We start from the raw sequence: 23,538 nt of genomic DNA, 5'->3' as shown, positions 1-23,538 counted from the left end.
GGGTGTTACTCAACTCACACTACCGTCACGGTCACAATGACTTCCATGCCTGCGCAGCCTGCCCACGACCCCGAAGACCCGCACCTGTGGCTAGAAGACGTTACCGGCGAACGCGCCCTGGAATGGGTGCGCGCCCACAACGGCCCGACTGTCGACGAGTTCGCCGGCGACGAGTTCGAGGCGATGCGCACCGCCGCCCGCGAGGTGCTCGACACCGACGCCCGGATCCCCTACGTGCGGCGCCGGGGTGAGTACCTCTACAACTTCTGGCGTGATGCCGACAACCCTCGCGGGCTGTGGCGGCGCACCACATCAGAGAGCTACCGCACCGACAGCCCGCAATGGGATGTGGTGATCGACCTGGATGCGTTGGCCCGCACCGATGGCGAGAACTGGGTGTGGGGTGGGGCGAACGTGATCGAACCCGATCACACCCGAGCCTTGATCTCACTGTCACGGGGCGGATCGGATGCGGTGGTGGTCCGCGAATTCGATATGGCAGCAAGGGAATTCATAGGACCTGATGGCCAGGGCTTCGAACTCCCGGAGGCCAAGACGCGGATCGGCTGGGAGGACCACGACACCGTCCTGGTGGGCACCGACTTCGGCGCCGATTCCCTGACCGAGTCCGGCTATCCCCGGATGGTGAAGCGATGGCGTCGCGGCCAAGACCTGGCGCAGGCCGAAACGGTGTTCACCGGATCGGCCACCGATGTGGTGGTGGCCGCGGGCCGAGACCGCACCCCCGGCTTCGAACGGACCCTGGTGTCGCGCGCGATCGACTTCTTCAATGACGAGGTCTACGAGTTGCGTGGCCTCCCCGGCCAGCAAGAGCTGATCCGCATCGACGCACCCACCGACGCCTCGGTGTCGGTGCACCGACAGTGGATTCTGATCGACCTGCGCACCGACTGGGACACCGGCACCGCGTCATACCGGGCCGGCTCGCTGCTGGCCGCCGACTATGACGAGTTCCTCGCTGGCACCGCGCAGTGCAGCGTTGTCTTCGAGCCGGATGCTCACACCGCGCTGAATCATTACGCGTGGACTCGGGATCGCCTGGTCCTGGTCACCCTGCATGACGTGGCCAGCCGAGTGGAGATCGTCACGCCGGGGGACTGGACGCGGCGACCGGTCGACGCGGTCCCGGCCAACACCAACACCGTGATCGCGGCCGCCGACGACACCGGGGACGAGATCTTCCTGGACTCAAGCGGATTCGACCGACCTTCTCGACTGCTGCACGGTCCGGTGGACGGCCCGCTGACCGAGATCAAGTCGGCACCGGCATTTTTCGACGCCGAAGGCCTGACGGTCAATCAGTATTTCGCGACCTCGAAAGACGGCACCGCGATCCCCTACTTCGTGGTGCGCCCCGCCGCGGCCACCGGCGCCACGCTGCTGGGCGGCTACGGCGGATTCGAGGTGGCGCGCACACCCGGCTACGACGGCGTGCTGGGCCGGTTGTGGCTGGCGCGCGGCGGCACCTACGTGCTGGCCAACATCCGTGGCGGCGGCGAATACGGGCCCGGGTGGCACACCCAGGCCATGCGCGCCGGCCGCCACCTGGTGGCCGAGGACTTCGCCGCCGTGGCAACCGATCTGGTGAATCGCGGCATCACCCGGGTCGATCAACTCGGCGCGGTAGGAGGCAGCAACGGCGGCCTGCTGATGGGCATCATGCTCACCGCATACCCGGAGCTGTTCGGGGCGCTGGTGTGCCAGGTGCCGCTACTGGATATGCGGCGCTACCACCTGCTGTTGGCCGGCGCGTCCTGGGTGGCCGAATACGGCGACCCCGACGATCCCCAGGAGTGGGAGTTCATCAGCAAATACTCTCCCTACCAGAACATTTCGGCTGATGCGGCGTACCCGCCGATTCTGATCACCACGTCCACCCGCGATGACCGCGTGCATCCGGGCCATGCCCGCAAGATGACCGCGGCACTGCAGGAGGCCGGGCATCGGGTCGCCTACTACGAGAACATCGAGGGTGGTCACGGCGGGGCGGCAGACAACGCGCAGGCCGCGTTCAAGTCAGCGCTCAGCTTCTCGTTCCTGTGGCGGATGTTGGGCACTCCGGACTGAGAGCGCCGTTGCCCGAGTGTCGCCGTGCGGTCAGGACTTGCGCAGCCCGCCCAGCACGGCGACCCCGACGCCCACCACCACCAGCACCGCACCGGCGGCCAGGGTCACGCCCAGCCATTGGTGCAAGCTGGCTTCGGCGACGTCCACCAGGGCATAGGCGATCCGGCGGACATCGCCGGTGGCCTGGCTGAGCACCTGGCCCAGGAAGCGTCGTGCCACTTCGATCCCCGACCAGCCGACCGCACCCACCAGCAGCGCCGACACACCCAGACTCGCCAACGCCCGACCGCGATGGTGTGCCGCGACCAGCGTCAGGATCGCGCAGAGCCCGGCCATCGCGCCCAGCACGACGCTGAGCAGCGGTCCCCACACCGACAGCCGGTGCAGCCCACCGGGCCGCATCACCTCCGTCGACGTCGAGGTCAGGGGAATCGTCAGCGTGGCGGGCAGCGTGATCGGGTAGTCGGCCAACAATTGGGCAAACGCGTCGTCACGCAGCATCGGGATCACGTCGATCTCCCAGGGGCCCGGATCGCCGACGTTGAGCAGCCAAGCGTGCCCGTCCCGGTTGACCCGGACGAACTGCGGGGGAAACGACGGTCCCGTGGTGAAGGAACGGGCCGCAGCCCGCACCTCCGACGGGTCGATACCGAAACCACTGGCCCTGATCAACATCACCGTCTGGGCGCTGAGCTCAGCGGCCACCGCGTCCTGCAGGGCGGGTTGAGCTGCGGCATGCTCGGCCAGCCGCGCATAGCCGTCGGCATCGATGAGGTTGGTCTGCGCCCACGCCGTCGGCAGTGCCACCGCAAACGTCACGGTGGCCAGCAGCCAGAACAGCGCCGCCGAAAAGACGCGCACTATTTTGCGGTGCGTCGCGGTCGCGCCAACACGATCCGGGTGAGCAGCCGGTTGGTGCGAGCCAGTGTGGCCAGCGAGTTGTGGTAGTAGTTACCGCCCGCGCCGACATTCGTGCGCGGCACCACGACGGTCTCCTGCTTGCAGAACTTGCGGATGCCGTCCTCGCCGCCAAAACGCGCCCCGATGCCCGATGTCTTCCAGCCGCCCATCGGAGCGGTGGTGCACATCAGGTTGGAGATCACGTCGTTGACGTTCACCGCCCCGCAGTCCAGCTGCAGTGCAATGTCTTTGGCACGGGCGACATCGCGGGAGAACACCGATGCGCTCAGCCCGTAGACGCTGTCGTTGGCGAGGCGAATCGCCTCTTCGACGCTGGCAACCTTCATGATCGGCAGGGTCGGACCGAAGGTCTCCTCGGTCATGCAGGCCATCGAGTGATCCACGTCGACCAGCACAGTGGGCGGGAAGAAGCTGCCCGGTCCCCCTGCGCGTTCGCCGCCGGTCAACGCGCGCGCTCCGGCTGCCACTGCCTCCTTGACGTGCCGTTCGGCGATCGCCAGCTGCTGCTCACTGATCAAGGCACCGAAGTGCTTGCCTTCACCGACGCCCATTTGCAGGGCCTCGACGTCGCGGACGACCGCGGCAACGAACTTGTCGTAGACGGGCTCGAGCACATAGACCCGCTCGACCGAGACGCAGGTCTGTCCGGCGTTGAACATCGCGCCCCAGACTGCGGCGTGCGCGGCCAGGTCGATGTCGGCGTCCTCGCACACGATCATCGGGTCCTTGCCGCCCAGTTCCAGGCTGACCGGGATCAGCCGGCTCGCGGCACGCTCGGCGACCTTGCGGCCGGTGGCGGTGGAGCCGGTGAACTGCACGTAGTCGGAGTTGTCGATCACCGCTTCGGCCACTTCGCGAGCACCCTGCACCACCGCGAACACATCCGGGCCACCGGAGGCCAGCCAGCCCTGGCGCAGCAGTTCCGCGGTCAGTGGGGTCTGCTCGGACGGCTTGAGCAACACGGCGCATCCGGCCGCCAAGGCGCCGATCGCATCCATCAGGGCGTTGGCCACCGGGTAGTTCCACGGCGCGATCACGCCGACTACCGGACGCGGCCGATAGTGGATGGTGATCTTCTTGACCTTCAGCACCGGCGTCGACGCCGGCCGGGTCTCCGGCGCAACCGCCTTCTCCATCACCTTGATCACGTACGACAGGATCATGATCAGCAGCGGGACTTCTTGGGCGGCGTCGGTGCTGGATTTGCCGGTCTCGGCGATCAGCAGCCTCTCGATCTCGTCCCGGTTGTCACCGAGCCACACCGCGAAACGGGCCAGGGCCTTGGCGCGGCCCTTGGCACCACGGTGCTCCCACTCGCGCTGGGCGGTGCGCAGCCCGGCTGCAATCGTGGCGACATCGGAAGGATCGGTCCAGCGCACCTCACCGGCAGTCTCCCCGGTGGCGGGGCTGAACACGGTTCCGGTGCCGGTGAAGCTGGCGACTGAATTGGTGGCGGTCATGGCGCCATGCTAGTCCGGGCTGTGACGCGGATCGCACCGGGCCTCGACAGGTGTCAAGTCGCTGGTGCGATACCCCGCAGGTATGCGGCCTGCCCCAGGTGCTGGGCGCAGTCGTCGAGAATGCTGACCACCCGCACACTCGCGGTCACCGGTGGATCCCACTGGGTGTCGACCACCCGAGCCAGCTCCTGCGCGGTGACCCCGCCGAGGTAGCCCAGCGTCAACCGGTGCACGTCGCGGTAATACCCGGCCAGCAGCTGCGGCGGGGCTTTGACCTTGGCGACTTCATTGGGACCATGGCCGTAGCCGCTGTCCTGCGCCGGTAGGTCCAGGCCGAACCGGTCCACCCAGCCCTCGCGGGTCCACACCTGCTCGACACCGGCGATCTGCGCGATCTGAATGTCCTGCACCCGGGCGCTGTGCCAGAGCAGCCAGGCGATGCTGTTGGCCTGTGTCGTCGGCCGATAGCCGGCGGCAGCGTCGGTGAGCCCGTCGGTGAGCTGGTCCACGTGCTCGATAAGCCGGGTGAACGCGTCGGCCAGCAAATTCCGCAGCGCGGCGACTGCGGCAGTCTCGGTGCCCGTCATATCGGCGACGTTACCCCTGGTGGCAGACCGCCTCGACGTTGTTGCCCTCGGGATCGCGGACGAAGGCACCGAAGTATCCGGGGTGGTACTCCGGCCACAGCCGCGGGGCATGCAGCGACTCCGCGCCGAGCGCAAGCGCCGTGTCGTAGAACTGCTGCACCTGCGCGCGGTCGGCGGCGCTGAACGCCACGTGCATCTCCCGGTTGGGCCCGGTGGCGTCACCCGCGGCGGCGTCGGCGATCCAAAACGCCGGTTTGCCCTCGGTGCCGTAGCCGATGGCCGGGCCGACATCCATCTGCCTCGTGTAGCCCAGGACGGCCAGTACCGCGTCGTAAAACTCCTGTGACCTGGCGTAGTCAGTGCAGTTGATACCGAAGTGATCGATCACGTCATCATCCTGGCATGCGGCACCGACGGGTCGTAGATTGTCCAGATGAGCCTCGACCTCGTGGTCCGCAACGGCACGATCGTCGACGGTCTCGGTGGCCGGCCGTATGTCGGCGACGTCGCGATCCACGACGGGGTGATCACCGAGATCGGCGAGGCGTCCGGCGACGCACGCCGGGTGATCGATGCGACCGGACTTCTGGTCACACCGGGTTTCGTGGACCTGCACACCCACTATGACGGCCAGTCCATCTGGTCTGATCGGCTCAATCCTTCCTCGGCGCACGGCGTGACGACCGCCCTGATGGGCAATTGCGGTGTGGGCTTCGCGCCATGTCGCATCGATGACCACGACGTGCTGGTGGACCTGATGGCCGGCGTCGAAGATATCCCCGGTGTGGTGATGACGGACGGGCTCCCGTGGACCTGGGAGACCTTCCCGCAGTTCATGGACGCCGTCGACAAACGGCATCGGGACATCGATGTGGCGGCGTTGTTGCCGCACTCGCCGCTGCGGGTCTATGTGATGGGCCAGCGCGGGGTGGACCGCGAGCAGGCCACACCCGCAGACCTGGCGCAGATGCGTCGGCTGGCACATGAGGCCACCCAAGCCGGGGCGTTGGGGTTCTCCTCGTCACGACTGATGACCCACCGCACCAAGACCGGCTCTCAGATCCCCAGCTACGACGCGTCCTACGCCGAGATCCTCGCGATCAGCCGCGGGCTGGCCGAGGGCGGGGGCGGCTTGATCCAGTTCGTCCCCGATCTGCCCGACGGCGCCTACCGGCCCGTCCTGCAACAGGTGTTCGACGCGGCCACCCTGGCGGGCCTGCCCGTCACATTCAGCCTGTTGATCGGCAACGCGGGCGCACCGCTGTGGCGCGACGCCATGGCCATGGTCGAGGCCGCCAACAGCTCCGGCGCCACGATCACCGCTCAGATATTTCCCCGCCCCATCGGACTGATGATCGGCCTGGACCTGAGCATCCACCCGTTCGTGCTGTATCCGAGCTACCAGAAGATCGCCCGCCTACCGCTTGCAGAACGCGTCGCCGAGATGCGCAGACCCGAGGTGCGCCAACAGATCCTGGCCGATCAGCCCACGATCGTCCCCACCAATCCGCTCGCCTACCTGGCCCAGTCCTGGGACTGGACCTTCCCGCTCGGCGACCAGCCCGACTACGAGCCGGACCCGTCAAAAAGCATTGCGGCGCGCGCCAGGGCACGCGGAGTATCCCCGGCCGAGGAGGCCTACGATCGGCTGCTCGATGACGACGGCCACGCGATCATGCTCGACGCCCTGGCCAATTTCGAGAACAACTCGCTGGACACCGTCAGCGCTCTGATGAGCCGCGATGACGTGGTGCTGGGCCTGGGCGACGGCGGCGCGCATTACGGGATGATCTGCGACTCCAGCTTTCCCACCTATGTGCTGACCCATTGGGCCCGTGATCGCGCATCCGGCCGACTCAGCGTCGAAGCCGCGGTGCGTGCACTGACCTCCACACCGGCCGGGGTCGCCGGGCTCGGTGACCGCGGGCGCCTCGCGGTGGGCTACAAAGCGGACCTCAACGTCATCGATCATCAGAACCTGCGGCTGCACAAGCCGGTGGTCACCTATGACCTGCCCGCCGGCGGGCGACGCCTGGATCAGACCGCCGACGGCTATGTCGCCACGATCGTCTCCGGCGAGGTCATCGCCGAGAACGGCACGCCCACCGCCGCCCGGCCCGGCAAGCTGGTGCGCGGCCGCCGCTCCGCACCGGCCTGAGCCTGCGGCGTACCGTTTGCAGATGTGACCGAGCCTTCGGAGCCCAAATACACCCACGGCCATCACGAATCGGTGCTTCGGGCCCACCGTGCCCGCACCGCGCAGAACTCCGCCGCCTACCTGTTGCCGTCGCTCACGCCCGGCCTGCGGTTGCTCGATGTCGGTTGCGGGCCGGGAACCATCACCGCGGACCTGGCCGGCATCGTCGCACCGGGGCGGGTGACCGCCGTCGAGCCGCTGCCCGAGGCACTCGAACTGGCACGCGCCTTCGCCGCCGAACGCGGCCAGGACAACATCGACTTCGTGGTCGCCGACGTACACGCACTGCAGTTCCCGGACAACAGCTTTGACGTGGTGCACGCCCACCAGGTGCTGCAGCACGTCGCCGACCCGGTGACCGCCCTGTCCGAGATGCGACGGGTGTGCAAGCCCGGTGGCGTGGTGGCCGCACGCGACAGCGACTACGCGGCGTTCACCTGGTACCCGGCCTCCGCCGAACTCGACGATTGGCTGCGGCTCTACCGTGACGCCGCCCGGGCCAATGGGGGCGAGCCCGACGCGGGCCGGCACCTGCTGGCGTGGGCGCACGCGGCCGGATTCACCGACATCACCCCGACCGCGAGCGCCTCATGCTTTGCCACCCCGGCGGAACGAGCGCATTGGGGCGGCATGTGGGCCGACCGGATACTGCAGTCCGCCATCGCCGAACAGCTGCTGTCCAGTGGCGCTGCCGATCAGGTGAAGCGGCAGGCGATTTCACTGGCGTGGCAGCAGTGGGCCGATCACCCCGACGGCTACTTGATGATCCCGCACAGCCAGATCCTGTGCCGGGTGTGACGGCTCAGAGCAGCCGCTTGGGCGGGGTGGAACGAGCGACCAGCGCGGCGTCGCTGGTCACCGCATCGCCCAGCACCTGATCGACGCGGGCCAGCAACTCCTCGGGGATCTGCACGCCGGCGGCTTTGACGTTCTCGGTGACCTGCTCCGGGCGCGATGCCCCCACCAGCGCGGCGGCGACATTGTCGTTCTGCAGCACCCAGGCGATCGCCAACTGCGCGGTGTTCAGCCCCAGCTCCGCGGCGATGGGCTGCAACTGCTGCACTCGGGTCAGGACGTCGTCGGTCATGAAGCGCTTGATGAAGTTCGCCCCGCCCTTCTCGTCGGTGGCCCGTGAGCCGGCCGGCGGCGGCTGCCCCCGCAGATACTTTCCCGACAGCACACCCTGGGCCATCGGCGACCAGACGATCTGGCTCAGGCCCAGCTCGCGACAGGTCGGTACCACCTCCGGCTCGATCACCCGCCACAGCATCGAGTACTGCGGCTGGTTGGAGATCAGCGAGATGCCGAGCTGACGGGCCATCGTGTGGGCTTGGCGGATCTGTTCGGCGGTCCACTCACTGACCCCGATGTAGAGGGCCTTGCCCGCCCGGACGATGTCGGCGAAGGCCTGCATGGTCTCTTCCAGCGGGGTGAAGGAGTCGTAGCGGTGCGCTTGATACAGGTCGACATAGTCGGTGCCCAGGCGGCGCAGCGACCCGTCGATGGCCTCCATCATGTGCTTGCGGGACAGTCCGGTGTCGTTGCGGCCCAACGGCGCCGGACCGATGGGCCAGTAGACCTTGGTGAAGATCTCCAGCGATTCGCGCCGCCTTCCCTTCAGCGCGGCGCCCAACACCTCTTCGGCGCGCCCGTTCGCGTAGACGTCGGCGGTGTCGAAGGTGGTGATCCCGGCTTCGAGCGCGGCATGCACGCAGGCGGTGGCCACGTCGTTCTCCACCTGCGAACCATGGGTCAGCCAGTTGCCGTAGGTGATTTCCGAAATCTGCAGGCCGGAGTTGCCGAGGTAGCGAAATTCCATAGGGCCATCATGGCCCACAACCGGCGGCCAGTCTCCTGGCTGATAACTATCCTCAAGACATGGCCGCCTCCGTCGATCTGCCACGCCTGGCCGAGCTGCTGCGCGGCTACCGCTTCGCGTTCTTGGTCACCGTCGGCGACGACTACCGGGCGCGCACCACCGCAATCACTCCCCACTTCGACGGAACCCGGCTCGACATCGGGGCGGTGGGTCCGCACGGCCGGGAGAACCTGTCCCGTCGCAACGCCGTCACCCTGGTCTGGCCGGCCTCCGGGGTCGACCAGTACTCGCTGCTCGTCGACGGGCAGGCGGAGCTTCCCGCGGATCCGGCCGGACCGGTGCTGGTGACCCCTACGAAAGCCCTGCTGCACCGGCCGATGTTCGAGCCGGGGACGCAGCGTGCGGTCGGCACCGCCCACGACTGCGTGCAGCTCAAGGCGCAGTGACGGGCAGCCTGAGCGGTCGCCCGGCCACCATCAGCACGACCTCGTCGGAAGCCGCGGCCATCCGGGCGTTGAGCACCCCCAGCAGGTCGCGGAACAACCGCCCCGAGGCGGTGGCCGGCACTACCCCGCTGCCCACTTCGTTGCTCACCGCCGCCGCGTGTGCGGGGCAGTCCTGCCAGGCCGCCACCAGCTCGTCGATGTCGGCGTGTACGCCGTCCAGTGCGCCACCGTCCCAGACGCGGTGCTGGTCCATGCGGGCGGTGAGCCAGGTGCCCAGGCAGTCCAGCAGCAGCGGGTGAGCAGCCGACCGGAGTTCCGATGCGACGTCGGTGGTCTCGACCGTGCGCCAGGAGTCTGGGCGGCGCGCGCGGTGTAGCCGCACCCGCTGCGCCCATTCCGAGTCGCCTTCCCGAATGCCGCCGGTGGCCAGGTAGGTCACGGCCGGCTCCGCGGCCAGCAACGCTTCGGCGTGTGCCGACTTGCCCGAGCGTGCCCCGCCCAGCACCAGGGTGCGGATCGGGCGAGCGCCACCTGCACCCACTCGCACCACCTCACCGTCGCGTCCCGGTCGAGCTCCCGAATCCGACAGTACTGCAGCCAATTCCGGCTCAGGCGGATTGTGGTGACTCAGGTGTATCGCGACGACGTCGGTGGTGTCGCTGACGGCACCGACGGTACGCAGCCGCGCCACTGTGTCGGCGAACCCGGGCAGGTCGTGGTGTTCGGTGCCGTGGGCGGTGTACGTGCCGAAGGTCTCCTCCAGAAACACCGCGTCATAGCCGGCGCCGGCCGCCCCGGCATAGGTGGCGTCCGGGAGCGGACCGGTATCGGTGGCCCAGAAGATTCGGCCGTCATCCGATTCCAGGTCGTAGAGCACTGCGTCGCCGCCGATGTCGGCCCCATGGTTGGCAGCCAGAACCCGTATGTCGTAGTCGCCGAGCCGGATTCGGTCGCCGGCCCGCACCGTGGTGAATCGCACCGGATCGTCGGGCCCCACCCAGTGTTCGCATTGCTGAAGGGCGCTGGGTGGGCCGACCACGTCCAGCGGTTCGGTCGCACCGGTCCAGTGCCGCATCAGCAATGCCGCGGGGCCGACGTGATCGGGGTGGCCATGGGTGAACAGAATGTGCCGGACCCCGGCCAGCGACCGCCCGAAGCGCAGCGCGGCACGGGGGGCCTCCGGGCCGCAGTCCAGCACCAGCACGTCATCGATCAGCGCGGCGGTCTGGCCGCGCACGTGTGCCGCCGTCGAGCAGGAGGCGCAGCGGCAGAACGGGTTGGGCCAGCCGTCGGCGCTGCCGGTGCCCAACAGCAGGACCTCCATGGCACCTCCCGCCGTTGACTCTGCGTTGACCAGACACCGCACTCGCACTTTTGCCCGGTGCGCGCAGAGTCAACGTAAACGACGAAGGCCCGGTCCCCGAAGGGGACCGGGCCTCGTCGTCAGTGACCTAGAAGTCCATGCCGCCCATGCCACCGGTCGGGTCGCCCGCGGGTGCGGCCGCCTTCTCCGGCTTGTCGGCGACAACGGCCTCGGTGGTCAGGAACAGTGCCGCGATGGACGCCGCGTTCTGCAGCGCCGAGCGGGTCACCTTCACCGGGTCGGCAACGCCGGCCTTGAGCAGGTCCTCGTACACGCCGGTCGCGGCGTTGAGTCCGGTGCCCGACGGCGAGTTGGTGACCTTCTCGGCGACAACGCCGGGCTCCAGGCCCGCGTTGAAGGCGATCTGCTTCAGCGGAGCCGACAGCGCGACGCGCACGATGTTGGCACCGGTGGCCTCGTCACCGTCGAGCTTGAGCTCGTCGAGCGACGGAGCGGCCTGCAGCAGGGCCACGCCACCACCGGCGACGATGCCCTCCTCCACGGCGGCCTTGGCGTTGCGCACAGCATCCTCGATGCGGTGCTTGCGCTCCTTGAGCTCCACCTCGGTGGCAGCCCCGGCCTTGATCACCGCAACACCGCCGGCCAGCTTGGCCAGGCGCTCCTGCAGCTTCTCGCGGTCGTAGTCGGAGTCGCTGTTCTCGATCTCGGCGCGGATCTGCGCCACCCGGCCGGCGATGGCGTCGGAGTCGCCCGAGCCCTCGACGATGGTGGTCTCGTCCTTGGTGATGACGACCTTGCGGGCGGTGCCCAGCAGGGCGACGTCGGCGCTCTCCAGCGACAGGCCGACCTCTTCGCTGATGACCTGGCCACCGGTGAGGATCGCCATGTCCTGCAGCATCGCCTTGCGACGGTCACCGAAGCCCGGAGCCTTGACGGCAACGGACTTGAAGGTGCCGCGGATCTTGTTGACCACCAGGGTCGACAGGGCTTCGCCCTCGACGTCCTCGGCGATGATCAGCAACGGCTTGCCGGACTGGATGACCTTCTCCAGCAAGGGCAGCAGGTCCTTGACGGTCGAGATCTTCGAGCTGACCAGCAGGATGTAGGGGTCCTCCAGGACGGCTTCCTGACGCTCGGCGTCGGTGACGAAGTAGCCCGAGATGTAGCCCTTGTCGAAGCGCATGCCCTCGGTGAGCTCCAGCTGCAGGCCGAAGGTGTTGGACTCCTCGACGGTGATGACACCCTCGTTGCCGACCTTGTCCATGGCCTCGGCGATCAGGTCACCGATGGTCTGGTCGCCCGCGGAGATACCGGCCGTAGCCGCGATCTGGTCCTTGGTCTCGATCGCCTTGGCCGTGGCAAGCAGACCTTCGGTGATCTTTGCGACGGCCTTCTCGATGCCGCGCTTCAGACCCAGCGGGTTGGCGCCGGCGGCCACGTTGCGCAGGCCTTCCTTGACCAGGGCCTGGGCGAGCACGGTGGCGGTGGTGGTGCCGTCACCCGCGACGTCGTCGGTCTTCTTGGCGACCTCTTTGACCAGCTCGGCGCCGATCTTCTCGTACGGGTCCTCCAGCTCGATCTCCTTGGCGATGGAGACACCATCGTTGGTGATCGTGGGGGCGCCCCACTTCTTCTCCAGGACGACGTTGCGGCCCTTGGGGCCCAGCGTCACCTTGACCGCGTCGGCGAGGGCGTTGAGGCCCCGCTCGAGGCCGCGACGAGCCTCTTCGTCGTACGCAATTTGCTTAGCCATTGCGAAGTGTTTCCTCCGGTTAGGGGGTGCACGTCTTGTCGGTCGGGTTCAGTGCCCGCGACGGACGGCTGTGGGTGTGCTCCGCAGGTGCGGCCCTGCCTCACCGTCCCGACCTAGCACTCACTGGTCGCGAGTGCCAACGTCATTTTTAGCACTCGCCCATGGAGAGTGCAAGGTCACCGGGCGACGATGCAGGAGGCGCCACTGCAGGCGGAGAGGCCGGGCGACACGCGGGCGTGCGACGCGCTATGGGCGGGCCCGCAAGCCGTCGATGACGACGTCGGTCACCCGCTCGGCCGACTGCGGGTTGTAGGACTCCATCGCCTGGCACCCGACCAGGAGCGACTTCACGTCACGCGTGTCGACGTCGCGGCGCGCCGTACCGGCGTCTTGAGCGGACTGCAGCAGCTCGCCGAGCAGGGCGAGAAATGCACCCTCGGCCTCCTGCCCTACCCCAATGCCGAGACCCGCAAGCGCCTCGACCACACCGCGATCCTTGGCGCCCCAGCGCACCATGGAACGCAGGAAGCCGAACAGGGCCTCACCCGGGCCGTCGGATTCCAATAGCGCGTAACCCCCCTCGACGAGCCGCCGGATGTGGTCCTGGACGACCGCCTGGAAGAGCTCTTCTTTGGTCGGGAAGTGGCGGTAGATGGTCCCGGCCCCCACCTTGGCGCGTCGGGCGATCTCATCGATGGGCACCGACAACCCTTCGGAGGCGAAGGTCTCGTAGGCGACTTCCAGCACACGGGCCCGGTTGCGCGCCGCGTCAGCACGCAACGGACGTGCCTGTTCAGACACCTCACAGCTCCTCTCGGTTGACAAAACGGGGCGTGCGTTCCGTATAGTTTGAAGCAACCGGAGCGTCCGCCCCGTTTAACCTACCGCCCAGGAGCCTCCCATGGCCACATGGACCACCACAGACATTCCCGACCAGACCGGCCGCGTCGCCGTCATCACCGGAGCCAACACCGGCCTCGGCTACGAAACCGCGGCCGCGCTCGCCGCCCGCGGCGCCCACGTCGTCCTGGCCGTGCGCAATCTCGACAAGGGCAAGGACGCCGCCGCCCTGATCAGTCGACGCAATCCCGGCGCCAGCGTCGCGCTGCAGGAACTCGACCTGACCTCCCTGGACTCCGTCCGATCCGCGGCCGAGCAACTGCGGGCAGACCACGACCGGATCGACCTACTGATCAACAACGCGGGCGTGATGTGGACACCGAAATCAACCACCAAAGACGGCTTCGAGCTGCAATTCGGCACCAACCACCTGGGCCACTTCGCCTTCACCGGTCTACTGCTCGACCGGATGCTGCCAGTCGAGGGTTCGCGGATCGTGACGGTCAGCAGCATCGGTCACCGCATCCGCGCCGACATCCACTTCGACGACCTGCAGTGGGAGCGCAGCTACAGCAGGGTCGCGGCCTACGGCCAGGCGAAGCTGGCGAACCTGCTGTTCACCTACGAACTGCAACGCCGGCTGGCCCCACACGGGACCACGATCGCGGCGGCCGCACACCCCGGTGGCTCCCGCACCGAGTTGACTCGCAACCTGCCCCCGTTGCTCGCGCGTGTGACGCCGTTGATCGAACCGCTCTTCCAGGGTGCGGACATGGGCGCCCTACCGACACTGCGTGCCGCCACCGACCACGGCGTGCTGGGCGGGCAGTACTACGGCCCTGACGGCTGGGGCGAGCAGCGCGGCTACCCCAAGGTGGTGCAGTCAAGTCGCAAGTCCCACGACACCGACGTTCAGAAGCGACTGTGGACGGTTTCCGAGGAGCTGACCGGGGTGCACTACCCGGTCAGCTGATCGGGGACTCACACCACGTCGAGCAGCTGTTCGTAAAAGCCGCCAAAGCCGCGGGCCCGGTTCGCCAGGTGCACCTCCAGGATCCAGTGGCAGACCCTGCCGGTGGGATCGGTGCGCCGCATCGGTTCGTCGGATCCGGGCGCCACGTAGAACCGGGCCTCGTCACCGGAGATCTTCTTGTGCGGAAACTCCCCGAGCAGGTGCCCGGCAATCGGAGCCCCGAATTCGAAGCCCTCGGCCTGGGCCAGGCCGACGACGTGTTCGTACAGCTGCGCCCCGGTGATGTCCGCGTGCGCCTCGAAGAAGGTCCGGCCGGCCTGCCACACCCGTGGCAGCGCGTCACGCAGCGCCAGCTTGTCCGGATCCTCACCGAGCACGAAGGTGCGACCGAAGTCGGCCTCCCACTCTTCGAAGATCGGCCCCAGATCCAGGTAGGCGATGTCGTCGTCGGCCAGCACCCGGTCGGGCGGGTCGGCGTGGAACGGCAGCAGGGTGTTCTCCCCGGCCCGCACCACCCGGCGATGCCAATGCCGGGTCACCCCGAACATGTCCGCGGCCAGGTCACGGATCTCGTCGGAGAGCTGCCGCTCCCCGACTCCGGGACGGACCATGCCGCGGCGCTCGATCTCACCGAAGAGGGCGGCGGCCTTGGCCTGCGCGTCGCGGAGTCGCTCGACACGCACGGATTCCGGCTCGCGCGGGGTGGACACACCAGCGATGCTATCGGCTTGCCCTAGACTCGATCTCGATCAGATAGGAGACCGGGTGCGGGCTGAAGCAGCGCCCAGCACCCGGGCTTTGCGGGGCTGGCAACGCCGGGCTCTGGTGCGCTATCTGACCGCCAAGCCGCGGGATTTCCTGATGGTGGCCACCCCCGGCGCAGGCAAGACCACGTTCGCTCTGCGCATCGTCGCCGAGCTGCTGGCCGACCGCACCGTCGAGCGGATCACCATCGTGGTCCCCACCGAACACCTGAAAGTGCAGTGGGCCTCCGCCGCCGCATCCCACGGGATCGCCCTGGACCCGAGGTTCTCCAACTCCGACTCGCAGACCAGCTCGGAGTACCACGGTGTGGTGGTCACCTATGCCCAGGTGGCCAGCCATCCCGCCCGGCATCGGGTGCGCACCGAGGCCGCCAAAACCCTGGTGATCTTCGACGAGATCCACCACGGCGGCGACGCGAAGAGCTGGGGTGAGGGCATCCGGGAGGCATTCGACGACGCCACCCGCCGGCTGGCCCTGACCGGTACCCCGTTCCGCAGCGACGACAGCCCCATCCCGTTCGTGAACTATGAGCCCGACGGCGCCGGCCACCTGCGCTCGGTGGCCGACGACAGCTACGGCTACACCGACGCGCTCGCCGACGGCGTGGTGCGCCCGGTGGTGTTCATGGCGTACTCGGGGGAAGCCCGCTGGCGCGACAGCGCCGGGGAGGAGCACTCGGCCCGGCTCGGCGAACCGCTCACCGCCGAGCACACGGCGCGGGCGTGGCGCACCGCGCTGGACCCCGCCGGGGAATGGATGCCGGCGGTGATCACCGCCGCAGACACGCGACTGCGCCAGCTGCGCGACGGCGGCATGGCCGACGCGGGCGGCATGATCATCGCCACCGACCAGAAGGCGGCCCGCGCCTACGCGGTGCTGCTGAAGCGGCACACCGGCGAGGAACCCACGGTGGTGCTCTCCGATGACCCGAGCGCCTCGGACAAGATCGCCCAGTTCTCCGCGGCCACCAGCCGCTGGCTGGTAGCGGTGCGGATGGTCTCCGAAGGCGTCGACGTGCCCCGGCTGGCGGTCGGTGTCTATGCCACCAGCGCGTCCACCCCGTTGTTCTTCGCCCAGGCGATCGGCCGATTCGTGCGGTCACGCCGGCCCGGCGAGACCGCCAGCATCTTCCTGCCGTCGGTGCCTTCACTGCTGGGGCTGGCCAGCGAAATGGAGCAGCAGCGCAACCACGTCCTCGGCAAGCCCCACCGGGAGTCCGAGCGCGACGAGTTCGCCGAGGCCGAACGCCGGCGCGACGAACCCTCGGAGCTGGAGCACAAGTTCGAGTCGCTGGGAGCCGACGCCGAACTGGACCAGGTGATCTTCGACGGCGCATCCTTTGGCACCGCCACCCCGGCCGGCAGCGAGGAAGAGGCCGACTACCTGGGTATCCCCGGGCTGCTCGATGCCAACCAGATGCGTGACTTGCTGCGGCAGCGCCAGGAGGAGCAGCTGGACCGCCGGTCGAAAGTGGCCGCCGCCGGGGGGGCTCCGGCGCCGGTGACCACGCACGGTCAATTGCGGGCGTTGCGCCATGAGCTCAACGCGCTGGTGTCGGCGGCACACCATCGACTCGGCAAGCCGCACGGCTGGATTCACAACGAATTGCGCCGGATCTGCGGCGGCCCGCCGGTGGCGGCGGCGACATCGGATCAGCTGCGGGCGCGGATCGTGGCCATCCGTCAGCTGTAGGGTCCGGCCGAATCAGCCTCCCGGTTAGCTGAAGCGCGCTCAGCCCCGGTGAGCCCCGGCGCTGTCGGCCAACCACGGTGAAGCCTGGGCGATCACCGACCACGCCCAGTCCTGGGGCACATCGACCACTCGGTAGGCCTTGACCCCCGCGGCGGTGGCCGCGATCAGGGTTGCCAACCCGGCCCGGCGCTGAAACCAGCTCTGGCGCACCGTCCAACCGACGATTCCGGCGGTGGCGATGCAGTAGCGGCGCTGTTCCCAACTGCCGGTGCGCGCCGACAGCCAGCGCTCATCGACACGATGCCCGAGGACCCTCGCCCGGTCCGCGGCCAGCGCCGCCGCACCCGCCATCAGCGCAGCCCACAGCGCCCAGCACCAGGGGGGAACCCCGCCTGACACGGCCGCAACAGCAAGCCCCGCACCCAGAGCCACCGGTCCCATCATCGCCCGGGTCCAGCGCCGCCGAGTGGCCGCCGGCCCATGTTTGCGTAGCGGCCCGGAGACCGCGGCGGGGTCATCGACCAGTCCGGTCAACACGTCCTCGGCGGTGGCCCGCGGGCACGGCGGCAGCAGGATCGAGGACTCCCCTTCGCCGGTGACACCCGTCATCGCCGCATCCAGCCGCGCACCGCCGAACAGCCGCACCAGCAATGGCCGTCGCAGCGTTCCGCCACGCAGCCGACGCATGTCGTAGTTGTAATGGCGGACCCGAAGCAGCCCATAGCTCAGCGCCAGCACGTCGCCCGCTGCCCCATATCTGCGCGACAGCACCAGGTTTCCGTAGGTCAGCAGGGAGCGCAGCACCGCCAACACCATGGACACCACCCACAGCGCGGCGGCGATGAGTACCGCGCTCTGCTGAAGTCCGAACTGCTCGGCGGCGATGATCCAGTCCCTGCTCACCGGCGAATCCTGCAGCGCCGCCCAGACTCCGCTCTGAAACAGTGCTCCCACCGCGGCGCCGACCATCACCAGCCCGGACAGGCTCAGGGGGCTGTAGCGCAGCCACGACGGATCCCACCGCGCCAACACCGTCGCAGGCGCGGGCGCCGATTCGGGGTCATCGTCGCCCTGCCCCGTGTGGGCCAGCAGCATCGCCCGCAGCTGGGGCACCTGAGCGCTCTCGACCGCGTTCAGCTCGAAAGCCCCGTCTCCGGCCGCATGCTGGCCGGTGCTGACGCGCAACACGGTCAGACCCAGGAGTCGGTGCAACGGCCTGGCGTCGGTCTCCACCGAACGAATGCGATTACGCGGCACCGACAGCACTTTGCGGCGAATCAGGCCGGAGCGCAGCTGGACCAGGCCCGCTTCGGGGTCGGACTCGATCCGGTAACCCGTGGTGAACCAGCGCGTCACACCCACCACGGCGATCGCCCCCACCAGCGGCAGCACCCAGAGCTGGTTGTCGGTCGCCGAGCCGAACACCACCACCGCGACCAGCAGCGGCAGCTCGCGCAGCAGCTCGTGCAGCGGATGCACCAGCAGCATCCGCGGGCTCAACCGCTGCCAGCCCGGCTGACCGGGGACGCTGCTCACGTGGCATCCCCTGCCCCGAGCGAGGCGATGTCGGTCAGTTGCTCGACCACCCAGTCGGCGACCGCGGCATCCAGCGCAACGATGTGCACCGCACCGGCGGAGGACGCGGTTGTCACCCGCACATTGGCCAGCCCCAGCAGCCGGTCCAGCGGTCCCCGGTAGGTGTCGACCGTCTGCACCCGCGACAGCGGCGCGATCCGGCGTTCCTGCACCAACCAGCCGGTCCGGGTGTAGACCGCTCGGTCGCTGAGGTCCCACCGGTGCACGCGGTAACGCCACAGCGGGGCGATCACGACCGAAACCACCAGGCCCAGCGCCGTGATCACCAGGGCGGCGGTGTGCAGCCAGTGCGGGTAGCGCACGGTCGCCTCGGCGATCTGCTCATCGGCCATGGCCCAGCCCAACTCCAGCACTGCCAGCACGAGCCAGGGCACCGCACCGACCATCGCCCAGACCAGTGGCGCGCGGGAGCTGGGCGGGTTGGCGGGTTCGAGCAGCATCATCTCGCCGGACTGGTTTTCGTGCTGGGCCATGTAGGAGAGGATGTCAGGGCGCGGGCCGGGCCGCATCGGCAACGGGGGGGAAAGCGGACGCGGCCAAGGTGCTGTCACCTGAGTATCGTTTGTCACATGGGCATTCGGGACACCTGGACCGCAGAGGACGTGCCCGACCAGACCGGACGCATCGCGGTAATCACCGGCTCTAACACCGGAATCGGCTATCACACCGCTGCCGCGTTGGCCCGCCACGGCGCGGTGGTGGTGTTGGCGGTCCGTGATCTCGACAAGGGCGATGCCGCCGCTGGTCGGATCAGCGCCGAGCACCCGCACGCCACCGTCGTCGTTCAACAACTCGACTTGAGCTCGCTGGCGTCGATCCGGCAGGCCGCCGAACAGCTGCGCAGCACCTACCCCCGCATCGATCTGCTGATCAACAACGCGGGTGTCATGTACACGCCCAAGCAGACCACCGTCGACGGATTCGAGCTGCAGTTCGGCACCAACCATCTCGGGCATTTCGCCTTGACCGGGCTGCTGCTGCCGCAGCTGATGCAGGTGGCGGGCTCACGGGTGGTGACGGTCAGCAGCATGGCGCACCGGATCATGGCCGCGATCCATTTCGACGACCTGCAATGGGAGAACGGCTACAACCGGATCGCCGCCTACGGTCAGTCGAAGCTGGCCAACCTGATGTTCACCTACGAGTTGCAACGCCGGCTGGCGGCTCATGGTGCGTCGACTATCGCCGTGGCCGCCCATCCCGGTACGGCGCACACCGAGTTGACGCGCTACCTGCCACCCTTTCTGCGTCCCGCCGACCGGTTGCTGTCGCCGTTGATGGTGCAGAGCGCCGCCATGGGTGCCCTGCCGGTCCTGCGGGCGGCCACCGACCCCGAGGTGGTTGGAGGCCAGTACTACGGGCCCAGCGGAATAGGCGAGCAGCGCGGGCAACCCAAGCTGGTCGAGGCCAGCAAGCAGGCCCACGACGTCGAGCTGCAGCAGCGGCTGTGGGCGGTGTCTGAGGAACTGACCGCGATCACCTTCCCCGTCTAGGTCAGACTGTCCGCATGCGATCCGTCGAAGAGCATCAGCGGGCCGTCACCGACCTGGTTCAAGCCCGGCCGCCGGCCGCTGTGGCGGTGTCCGATGCCGCGGGCCTGGTCCTGTCCACGGATGTCATCGCGCCGATCTCGCTGCCGGTCTTCGACAATTCCGCGATGGACGGCTACGCAGTGGTGGCCGCCGATGTGGCCGACGCGGCGCCGGAACATCCGGTGACTTTGCCTGTGCCCGAGGACATTCCCGCCGGACGCACCGATATCCCCACACTGACGCCGGGTACCGCGCACCGCATCATGACGGGCGCCCCCTTTCCGGGTGGCGCCGACGCGGTGATCGCGGTCGAGGACACCGACGGCGGGGCCGAGGTGGTCCGGATCCATGCCCCCACGCCGCCGGGCCGCCATATCCGTCGCGCCGGAGGCGACGTCGCCGCAGGCACCACGGTGCTGTGGGCCGGGCAGGTCGTCACCGCACCGGCCGCCGGCCTGGCCTCGGCGCTGGGTCTGGCCGAGCTGACGGTGCAGCCCCGGCAGCGGGTTCTGGTGATCTCCACCGGTTCCGAACTGGTCGCTCCGGGCACACCGCTGGCGCCCGGCCAGATCTACGAATCCAACGGCGTGATGCTGGCGGCCGCAGTGCGAGAGGCCGGCGCCGAGGTGGTGGCCGCGGTGACGGTCGCCGACGACACCGCTGAGTTCATCGGCGTGCTCGACCGCTACGGCGTGCGGGACGGGGCGGTGGACTTGGTGATCACCAGCGGCGGGGTCAGCGCGGGCGCCTACGAGGTGGTCAAGGACGCCTTCGGCCGCGACGGCGGCCAGGGGGTGCACTTCGTCAAGGTGGCGATGCAGCCCGGGATGCCCCAGGGCATCGGCAGAATCGGTGCGCCCGGATCCGATTGCGCCATCATCACCCTGCCGGGCAATCCGGTCAGCGCCCAAGTGTCCTTCGAGGTGTTCGTGCGGCCCGCACTGCGGCGCGCAATGCACCTGCCGAACCCCGATCGACCGCTGCGCACCGCAATTCTGGCCGAGAAGCTGATCTCCCCGGCCGGCAAGCGCCAGTTCCGGCGCGGCCTGCTCGACGCCGAGACCGGGACCGTCACCAACTACGGGCCGCCCGCCTCGCATCATCTGCGCTATCTGGCTTCGGCGAACTGCCTGCTGGACATCGCCGATGAGGTGACCGAACTGCCGGAGGGCACTCCGGTGGAGGTCTGGGACCTCACCACGTGAACACCCCAGCTTCTAAGATGGCCCAATGGCCAGACGCCCCCGCGCAGCAGATGATCCCGGCGGTATCCGACACCTGATCGAACTGGTGCGCTCGACGGTGCCGCCGATGCACAGCGCGGGGCTGCCGTTCGTCGGAAGTGCACTGGGGCTGGCCGTGCTGGGCCGCAAGCGTCGGTGGGTGCGCGGCGCCGGGCTGCTGGCCGCCGGCGCCTGCGCAGGATTCTTCCGGCATCCGCACCGGGTGCCACCCACCCGACCGGGTGCGGTGGTGGCACCTGCCGATGGCCAGGTCTGCCTGGTCGACACGGCGGCACCGCCCCCAGAACTGGACCTGCCCGACACCCCCCTGCCGCGGGTCTGCATCTTCATGTCGGTCTTCGACGCGCACGTCCAGCGCGCACCGATCGGCGGTGAGGTGATCGAGGTCGTGCATCGGGCCGGTCGGTTCGGATCCGCGGACCGCGCCGAAGCCAGTGAGGACAACGAGCGCAACAGTGTGCGCATCCGCACCGCCGAGGGCGCCGAGGTGGTCGCCGTTCAGGTCGCCGGACTGGTCGCGCGGCGCATCATCTGTGACACCCGGCCCGGCGACCATCTGGCGATCGGCGACACCTACGGCTTGATCCGGTTCGGCTCGCGCCTGGACGTCTACCTCCCGGTGGGCACGCAGCCGCTGGTGGGCGTGGGCCAGCGCATGGTCGCCGGCGAGACCGTGCTCGCCACGCTGTCATGACGAGTCACGCCCCCGCGGCGCGCAACCGGGGTCCGGTGGGCCTGCACATCCTGCCCAGCTCCATGACGGTGCTGGCGATCTGCGCCGGCCTGACCTCCATCAAGTACGCACTGGATGGACAGCCCCATCTGGCCATGGCGCTGATCGCCGCCGCGGCCATCCTCGACGGTCTGGACGGACGGGTGGCCCGCATCCTGGATGCCGAGTCACGCATGGGTGCTGAGATCGACTCCCTGGCCGACGCCGTCGATTTCGGGGTGGCGCCTGCGGTGGTCATCTATGTGACCCTGCTGTCGACACAACCGGCCGGCTGGATCGTGGTGCTGTTGTACGCGGTGTGTGTGGTGCTGCGGCTGGCCCGGTTCAACACCCTGCTCGACGATGCCACCCAGCCGGCCTACACCCGGGAGTTCTTCGTCGGGATGCCCGCCCCGGCCGGTGCGATCACCCTGATGGGCCTACTGGCCGCCAAGCTGCAGTTCGGTGACGGCTGGTGGACGTCGCAGTGGTTCACCTGCATCTGGGTGGTGGGCACCTCCATGCTGCTGGTCAGCCGAATCCCGATGCGCAAGATGCACGCGGTGTCGGTGCCGCCGCACCTGGCCGCGGTCCTGCTGGCGGTGCTGGCGCTGGTGGCCGCGGCGGCGTTCCTGTTCCCCTACGTGCTGGTACTGGTGCTCATCGGGCTGTACCTGTGCACCATCCCGTTCTCGGTCCGCAGTCAACGCTGGGTCGCCGCACACCCGGAGGCGTGGGAAGACGCGCCGAAGGAACGCAGGGCAGCACGGCGGGCGATTCGCCGGGCGCAGCCGGGCCGCCGTCCGGGCGTGCGCCGCGGCATCCGCCGGCCCGGTGGTCAGTCGATGGCCCGCCTGAGACTGCGCAAGCCCAGTCGTTGAGCCGCCCCTACCGGGAGCAGTAATCCTGCGTCGCCGAGGACAACGCTCGCCGATAGAACTCGTCGAGTTGCCGTGAGTCGCTGACGATCCGGGTCGCCTGATCGAGTTCAACGGCGCAGTCCGGGGAGCGCAGCAACTCCCAGCGCTGCCCAATCTGGGCCAGCATCACCTGGTTGAAGCCGTCGATCCGTGCCCGCGACGCGGCCAGTTCTGGCGCGACCGATGGCGCGGCGGCGGGGTCCAGCTTCCACTGGGCGAACCGGTAGTGCTCGGCAGCCTCGGTGGCGGCGATCTGATCGGCGAAGATCGTTCGGACGTAGCCGGGGTCGAGGTGATCTCTGGCGGCGTCGGCGGACAGCTTGTCCAGTTGTTGCTCCACCCGCGCCGGGTCCTCGATGGCGGCTCCGGTCTGCCATTTGATCGCCGCCACGTCGTCGGCGACCTGGAGCCGCTGGGCCGCGGCGTCCACCAGATCGGATAACGCCGATGCACTGTCCGCGCTGGCCGGGGACGCGACCGTGAGCAGGGCCGCGCCGAGCGCCGCTATCAGGATGTGTGACCGCATGGGCTCTATTCAAGCGCGCGGACGCGTTAGTTGGGTGTTGGCGGTGCTTGAGGTTGGAAAGGCTGGTACCACCACCGGTCGGCGCGTTCGCCGGTCGGTCCGGGGCAGGGAGCGACCGGCGAACGCGCCGACCGGTGGTGGTA

At 68.7% G+C, this 23,538-nt stretch carries 22 protein-coding genes; 10 read left to right on the top strand and 12 right to left on the bottom strand.

All coding sequences use genetic code 11. The annotated features are described in order from the left end of the window. Positions 1 to 36 precede the first annotated feature (36 nt). Positions 37 to 2,088, top strand: coding sequence for a prolyl oligopeptidase family serine peptidase (locus BST15_RS10800; protein ID WP_109370845.1), 2,052 nt, complete (start codon positions 37 to 39; stop codon positions 2,086 to 2,088). A 30-nt stretch (positions 2,089 to 2,118) separates the two neighbouring features. Here the strand turns inward: BST15_RS10800 and BST15_RS10795 are convergent, their stop codons facing one another. From BST15_RS10795 to BST15_RS10780, 4 genes are read right to left on the bottom strand one after another with little or no spacing between them, the layout of a single operon-like run. Next, positions 2,119 to 2,949, bottom strand: coding sequence for a hypothetical protein (locus BST15_RS10795; protein ID WP_046189679.1), 831 nt, complete (start codon positions 2,947 to 2,949; stop codon positions 2,119 to 2,121). Then, a complete protein-coding gene (locus BST15_RS10790; RefSeq protein ID WP_046189680.1) occupies positions 2,949 to 4,469 on the bottom strand; it encodes an aldehyde dehydrogenase family protein in 1,521 nt (506 codons plus the stop codon). The genes BST15_RS10795 and BST15_RS10790 overlap by 1 nt, the downstream gene beginning before the upstream one ends. 53 nt (positions 4,470 to 4,522) lie before the next feature. Next, positions 4,523 to 5,056 carry a mycothiol transferase gene (locus BST15_RS10785; protein ID WP_046189681.1) on the bottom strand — a complete coding sequence of 178 codons (534 nt, stop codon included), beginning with the start codon at positions 5,054 to 5,056 and terminating at the stop codon, positions 4,523 to 4,525. A gap of 10 nt (positions 5,057 to 5,066) precedes the next feature. Next, entirely contained in the window at positions 5,067 to 5,444 is a 378-nt protein-coding gene (locus tag BST15_RS10780; RefSeq protein ID WP_046189682.1) for a VOC family protein, read from the bottom strand. 45 nt (positions 5,445 to 5,489) lie between these two features. On the opposite strand from BST15_RS10780, the gene BST15_RS10775 reads away from it, so the two are divergent. Both BST15_RS10775 and BST15_RS10770 read left to right on the top strand, forming a co-directional pair. Beyond that, a complete protein-coding gene (locus BST15_RS10775) occupies positions 5,490 to 7,214 on the top strand; it encodes an N-acyl-D-amino-acid deacylase family protein (protein ID WP_046189683.1) in 1,725 nt (574 codons plus the stop codon). 24 nt (positions 7,215 to 7,238) lie between these two features. Beyond that, complete coding sequence (locus BST15_RS10770; RefSeq protein ID WP_046189684.1) at positions 7,239 to 8,051, top strand: class I SAM-dependent methyltransferase; 813 nt, start codon at positions 7,239 to 7,241, stop codon at positions 8,049 to 8,051. Positions 8,052 to 8,055: 4 nt separating this feature from the next. Here the strand turns inward: BST15_RS10770 and BST15_RS10765 are convergent, their stop codons facing one another. Next, positions 8,056 to 9,072, bottom strand: a complete 1,017-nt coding sequence (locus BST15_RS10765; RefSeq protein WP_046189685.1) for an aldo/keto reductase family protein — start codon at positions 9,070 to 9,072, stop codon at positions 8,056 to 8,058. Between the two features lie 59 nt (positions 9,073 to 9,131). Here BST15_RS10765 and BST15_RS10760 point away from each other — a divergent pair, with 59 nt between their 5' ends. Further along, positions 9,132 to 9,518, top strand: coding sequence for a pyridoxamine 5'-phosphate oxidase family protein (locus BST15_RS10760; protein WP_046189686.1), 387 nt, complete (start codon positions 9,132 to 9,134; stop codon positions 9,516 to 9,518). Here BST15_RS10760 and BST15_RS10755 read toward each other — a convergent pair. The 3 genes from BST15_RS10755 to BST15_RS10745 form a co-directional block, all read right to left on the bottom strand. Beyond that, on the bottom strand, positions 9,505 to 10,842 hold the full coding sequence (locus tag BST15_RS10755; protein WP_046189687.1) for a bifunctional adenosylcobinamide kinase/adenosylcobinamide-phosphate guanylyltransferase: 1,338 nt from the start codon (positions 10,840 to 10,842) through the stop codon (positions 9,505 to 9,507). The genes BST15_RS10760 and BST15_RS10755 overlap by 14 nt on opposite strands. A 127-nt stretch (positions 10,843 to 10,969) precedes the next feature. Continuing rightward, positions 10,970 to 12,595: a chaperonin GroEL gene (groL, locus tag BST15_RS10750; RefSeq protein WP_046189688.1), complete on the bottom strand. Its 1,626-nt coding sequence runs from the start codon at positions 12,593 to 12,595 to the stop codon at positions 10,970 to 10,972. A gap of 246 nt (positions 12,596 to 12,841) precedes the next feature. Further along, positions 12,842 to 13,396: a TetR/AcrR family transcriptional regulator gene (locus tag BST15_RS10745; protein WP_083070942.1), complete on the bottom strand. Its 555-nt coding sequence runs from the start codon at positions 13,394 to 13,396 to the stop codon at positions 12,842 to 12,844. Positions 13,397 to 13,496: 100 nt separating this feature from the next. Here BST15_RS10745 and BST15_RS10740 point away from each other — a divergent pair, with 100 nt between their 5' ends. After that, on the top strand, positions 13,497 to 14,408 hold the full coding sequence (locus tag BST15_RS10740; RefSeq protein WP_046189690.1) for an SDR family NAD(P)-dependent oxidoreductase: 912 nt from the start codon (positions 13,497 to 13,499) through the stop codon (positions 14,406 to 14,408). 8 nt (positions 14,409 to 14,416) lie between these two features. Here BST15_RS10740 and BST15_RS10735 read toward each other — a convergent pair whose 3' ends face one another. Beyond that, positions 14,417 to 15,118, bottom strand: coding sequence for a M24 family metallopeptidase (locus BST15_RS10735; protein WP_046189691.1), 702 nt, complete (start codon positions 15,116 to 15,118; stop codon positions 14,417 to 14,419). 55 nt (positions 15,119 to 15,173) lie between these two features. Between BST15_RS10735 and BST15_RS10730 the strand changes: the two genes are divergently transcribed. After that, a complete protein-coding gene (locus BST15_RS10730) occupies positions 15,174 to 16,865 on the top strand; it encodes a DEAD/DEAH box helicase (protein ID WP_046189692.1) in 1,692 nt (563 codons plus the stop codon). Between the two features lie 39 nt (positions 16,866 to 16,904). On the opposite strand, the gene BST15_RS10725 is transcribed toward BST15_RS10730, so the two are convergent. Both BST15_RS10725 and BST15_RS10720 read right to left on the bottom strand, forming a co-directional pair. Beyond that, positions 16,905 to 18,353 (bottom strand): PH domain-containing protein, encoded by a 1,449-nt coding sequence (locus BST15_RS10725; RefSeq protein WP_109370846.1) that lies wholly within the window; start codon positions 18,351 to 18,353, stop codon positions 16,905 to 16,907. A gap of 44 nt (positions 18,354 to 18,397) precedes the next feature. Then, positions 18,398 to 18,934 carry a PH domain-containing protein gene (locus BST15_RS10720; RefSeq protein ID WP_370759856.1) on the bottom strand — a complete coding sequence of 179 codons (537 nt, stop codon included), beginning with the start codon at positions 18,932 to 18,934 and terminating at the stop codon, positions 18,398 to 18,400. 96 nt (positions 18,935 to 19,030) lie between these two features. Between BST15_RS10720 and BST15_RS10715 the strand changes: the two genes are divergently transcribed. The 4 genes from BST15_RS10715 to pssA are packed head-to-tail and all read left to right on the top strand — an operon-like array spanning position 19,031 to position 22,830. Beyond that, positions 19,031 to 19,954, top strand: a complete 924-nt coding sequence (locus tag BST15_RS10715) for an SDR family NAD(P)-dependent oxidoreductase (RefSeq protein WP_046189694.1) — start codon at positions 19,031 to 19,033, stop codon at positions 19,952 to 19,954. Positions 19,955 to 19,968: 14 nt separating this feature from the next. Then, entirely contained in the window at positions 19,969 to 21,198 is a 1,230-nt protein-coding gene (gene moeA, locus BST15_RS10710) for a molybdopterin molybdotransferase MoeA (protein WP_046189695.1), read from the top strand. 25 nt (positions 21,199 to 21,223) lie between these two features. Next, on the top strand, positions 21,224 to 21,931 hold the full coding sequence (locus BST15_RS10705) for a phosphatidylserine decarboxylase (RefSeq protein ID WP_046189696.1): 708 nt from the start codon (positions 21,224 to 21,226) through the stop codon (positions 21,929 to 21,931). Next, positions 21,928 to 22,830 carry a CDP-diacylglycerol--serine O-phosphatidyltransferase gene (gene pssA, locus BST15_RS10700; protein ID WP_046189697.1) on the top strand — a complete coding sequence of 301 codons (903 nt, stop codon included), beginning with the start codon at positions 21,928 to 21,930 and terminating at the stop codon, positions 22,828 to 22,830. Before BST15_RS10705 ends, pssA begins: the two co-directional genes overlap by 4 nt. Positions 22,831 to 22,837: 7 nt before the next feature. On the opposite strand, the gene BST15_RS10695 is transcribed toward pssA, so the two are convergent. Beyond that, the gene (locus BST15_RS10695) at positions 22,838 to 23,395 is read right to left on the bottom strand and encodes a chorismate mutase (RefSeq protein WP_046189698.1); all 558 of its coding nucleotides are present in this window, start codon (positions 23,393 to 23,395) and stop codon (positions 22,838 to 22,840) included. Between the last annotated feature and the right edge of the window lie 143 nt (positions 23,396 to 23,538).

It is taken from the genome of Mycolicibacter arupensis (assembly GCF_002086515.1).
Classification (GTDB): Bacteria; Actinomycetota; Actinomycetes; order Mycobacteriales; family Mycobacteriaceae; genus Mycobacterium; species Mycobacterium arupense.
Note: the sequence above shows the minus strand (reverse complement) of the source record. Positions and strands in the feature narration are given on the sequence as shown.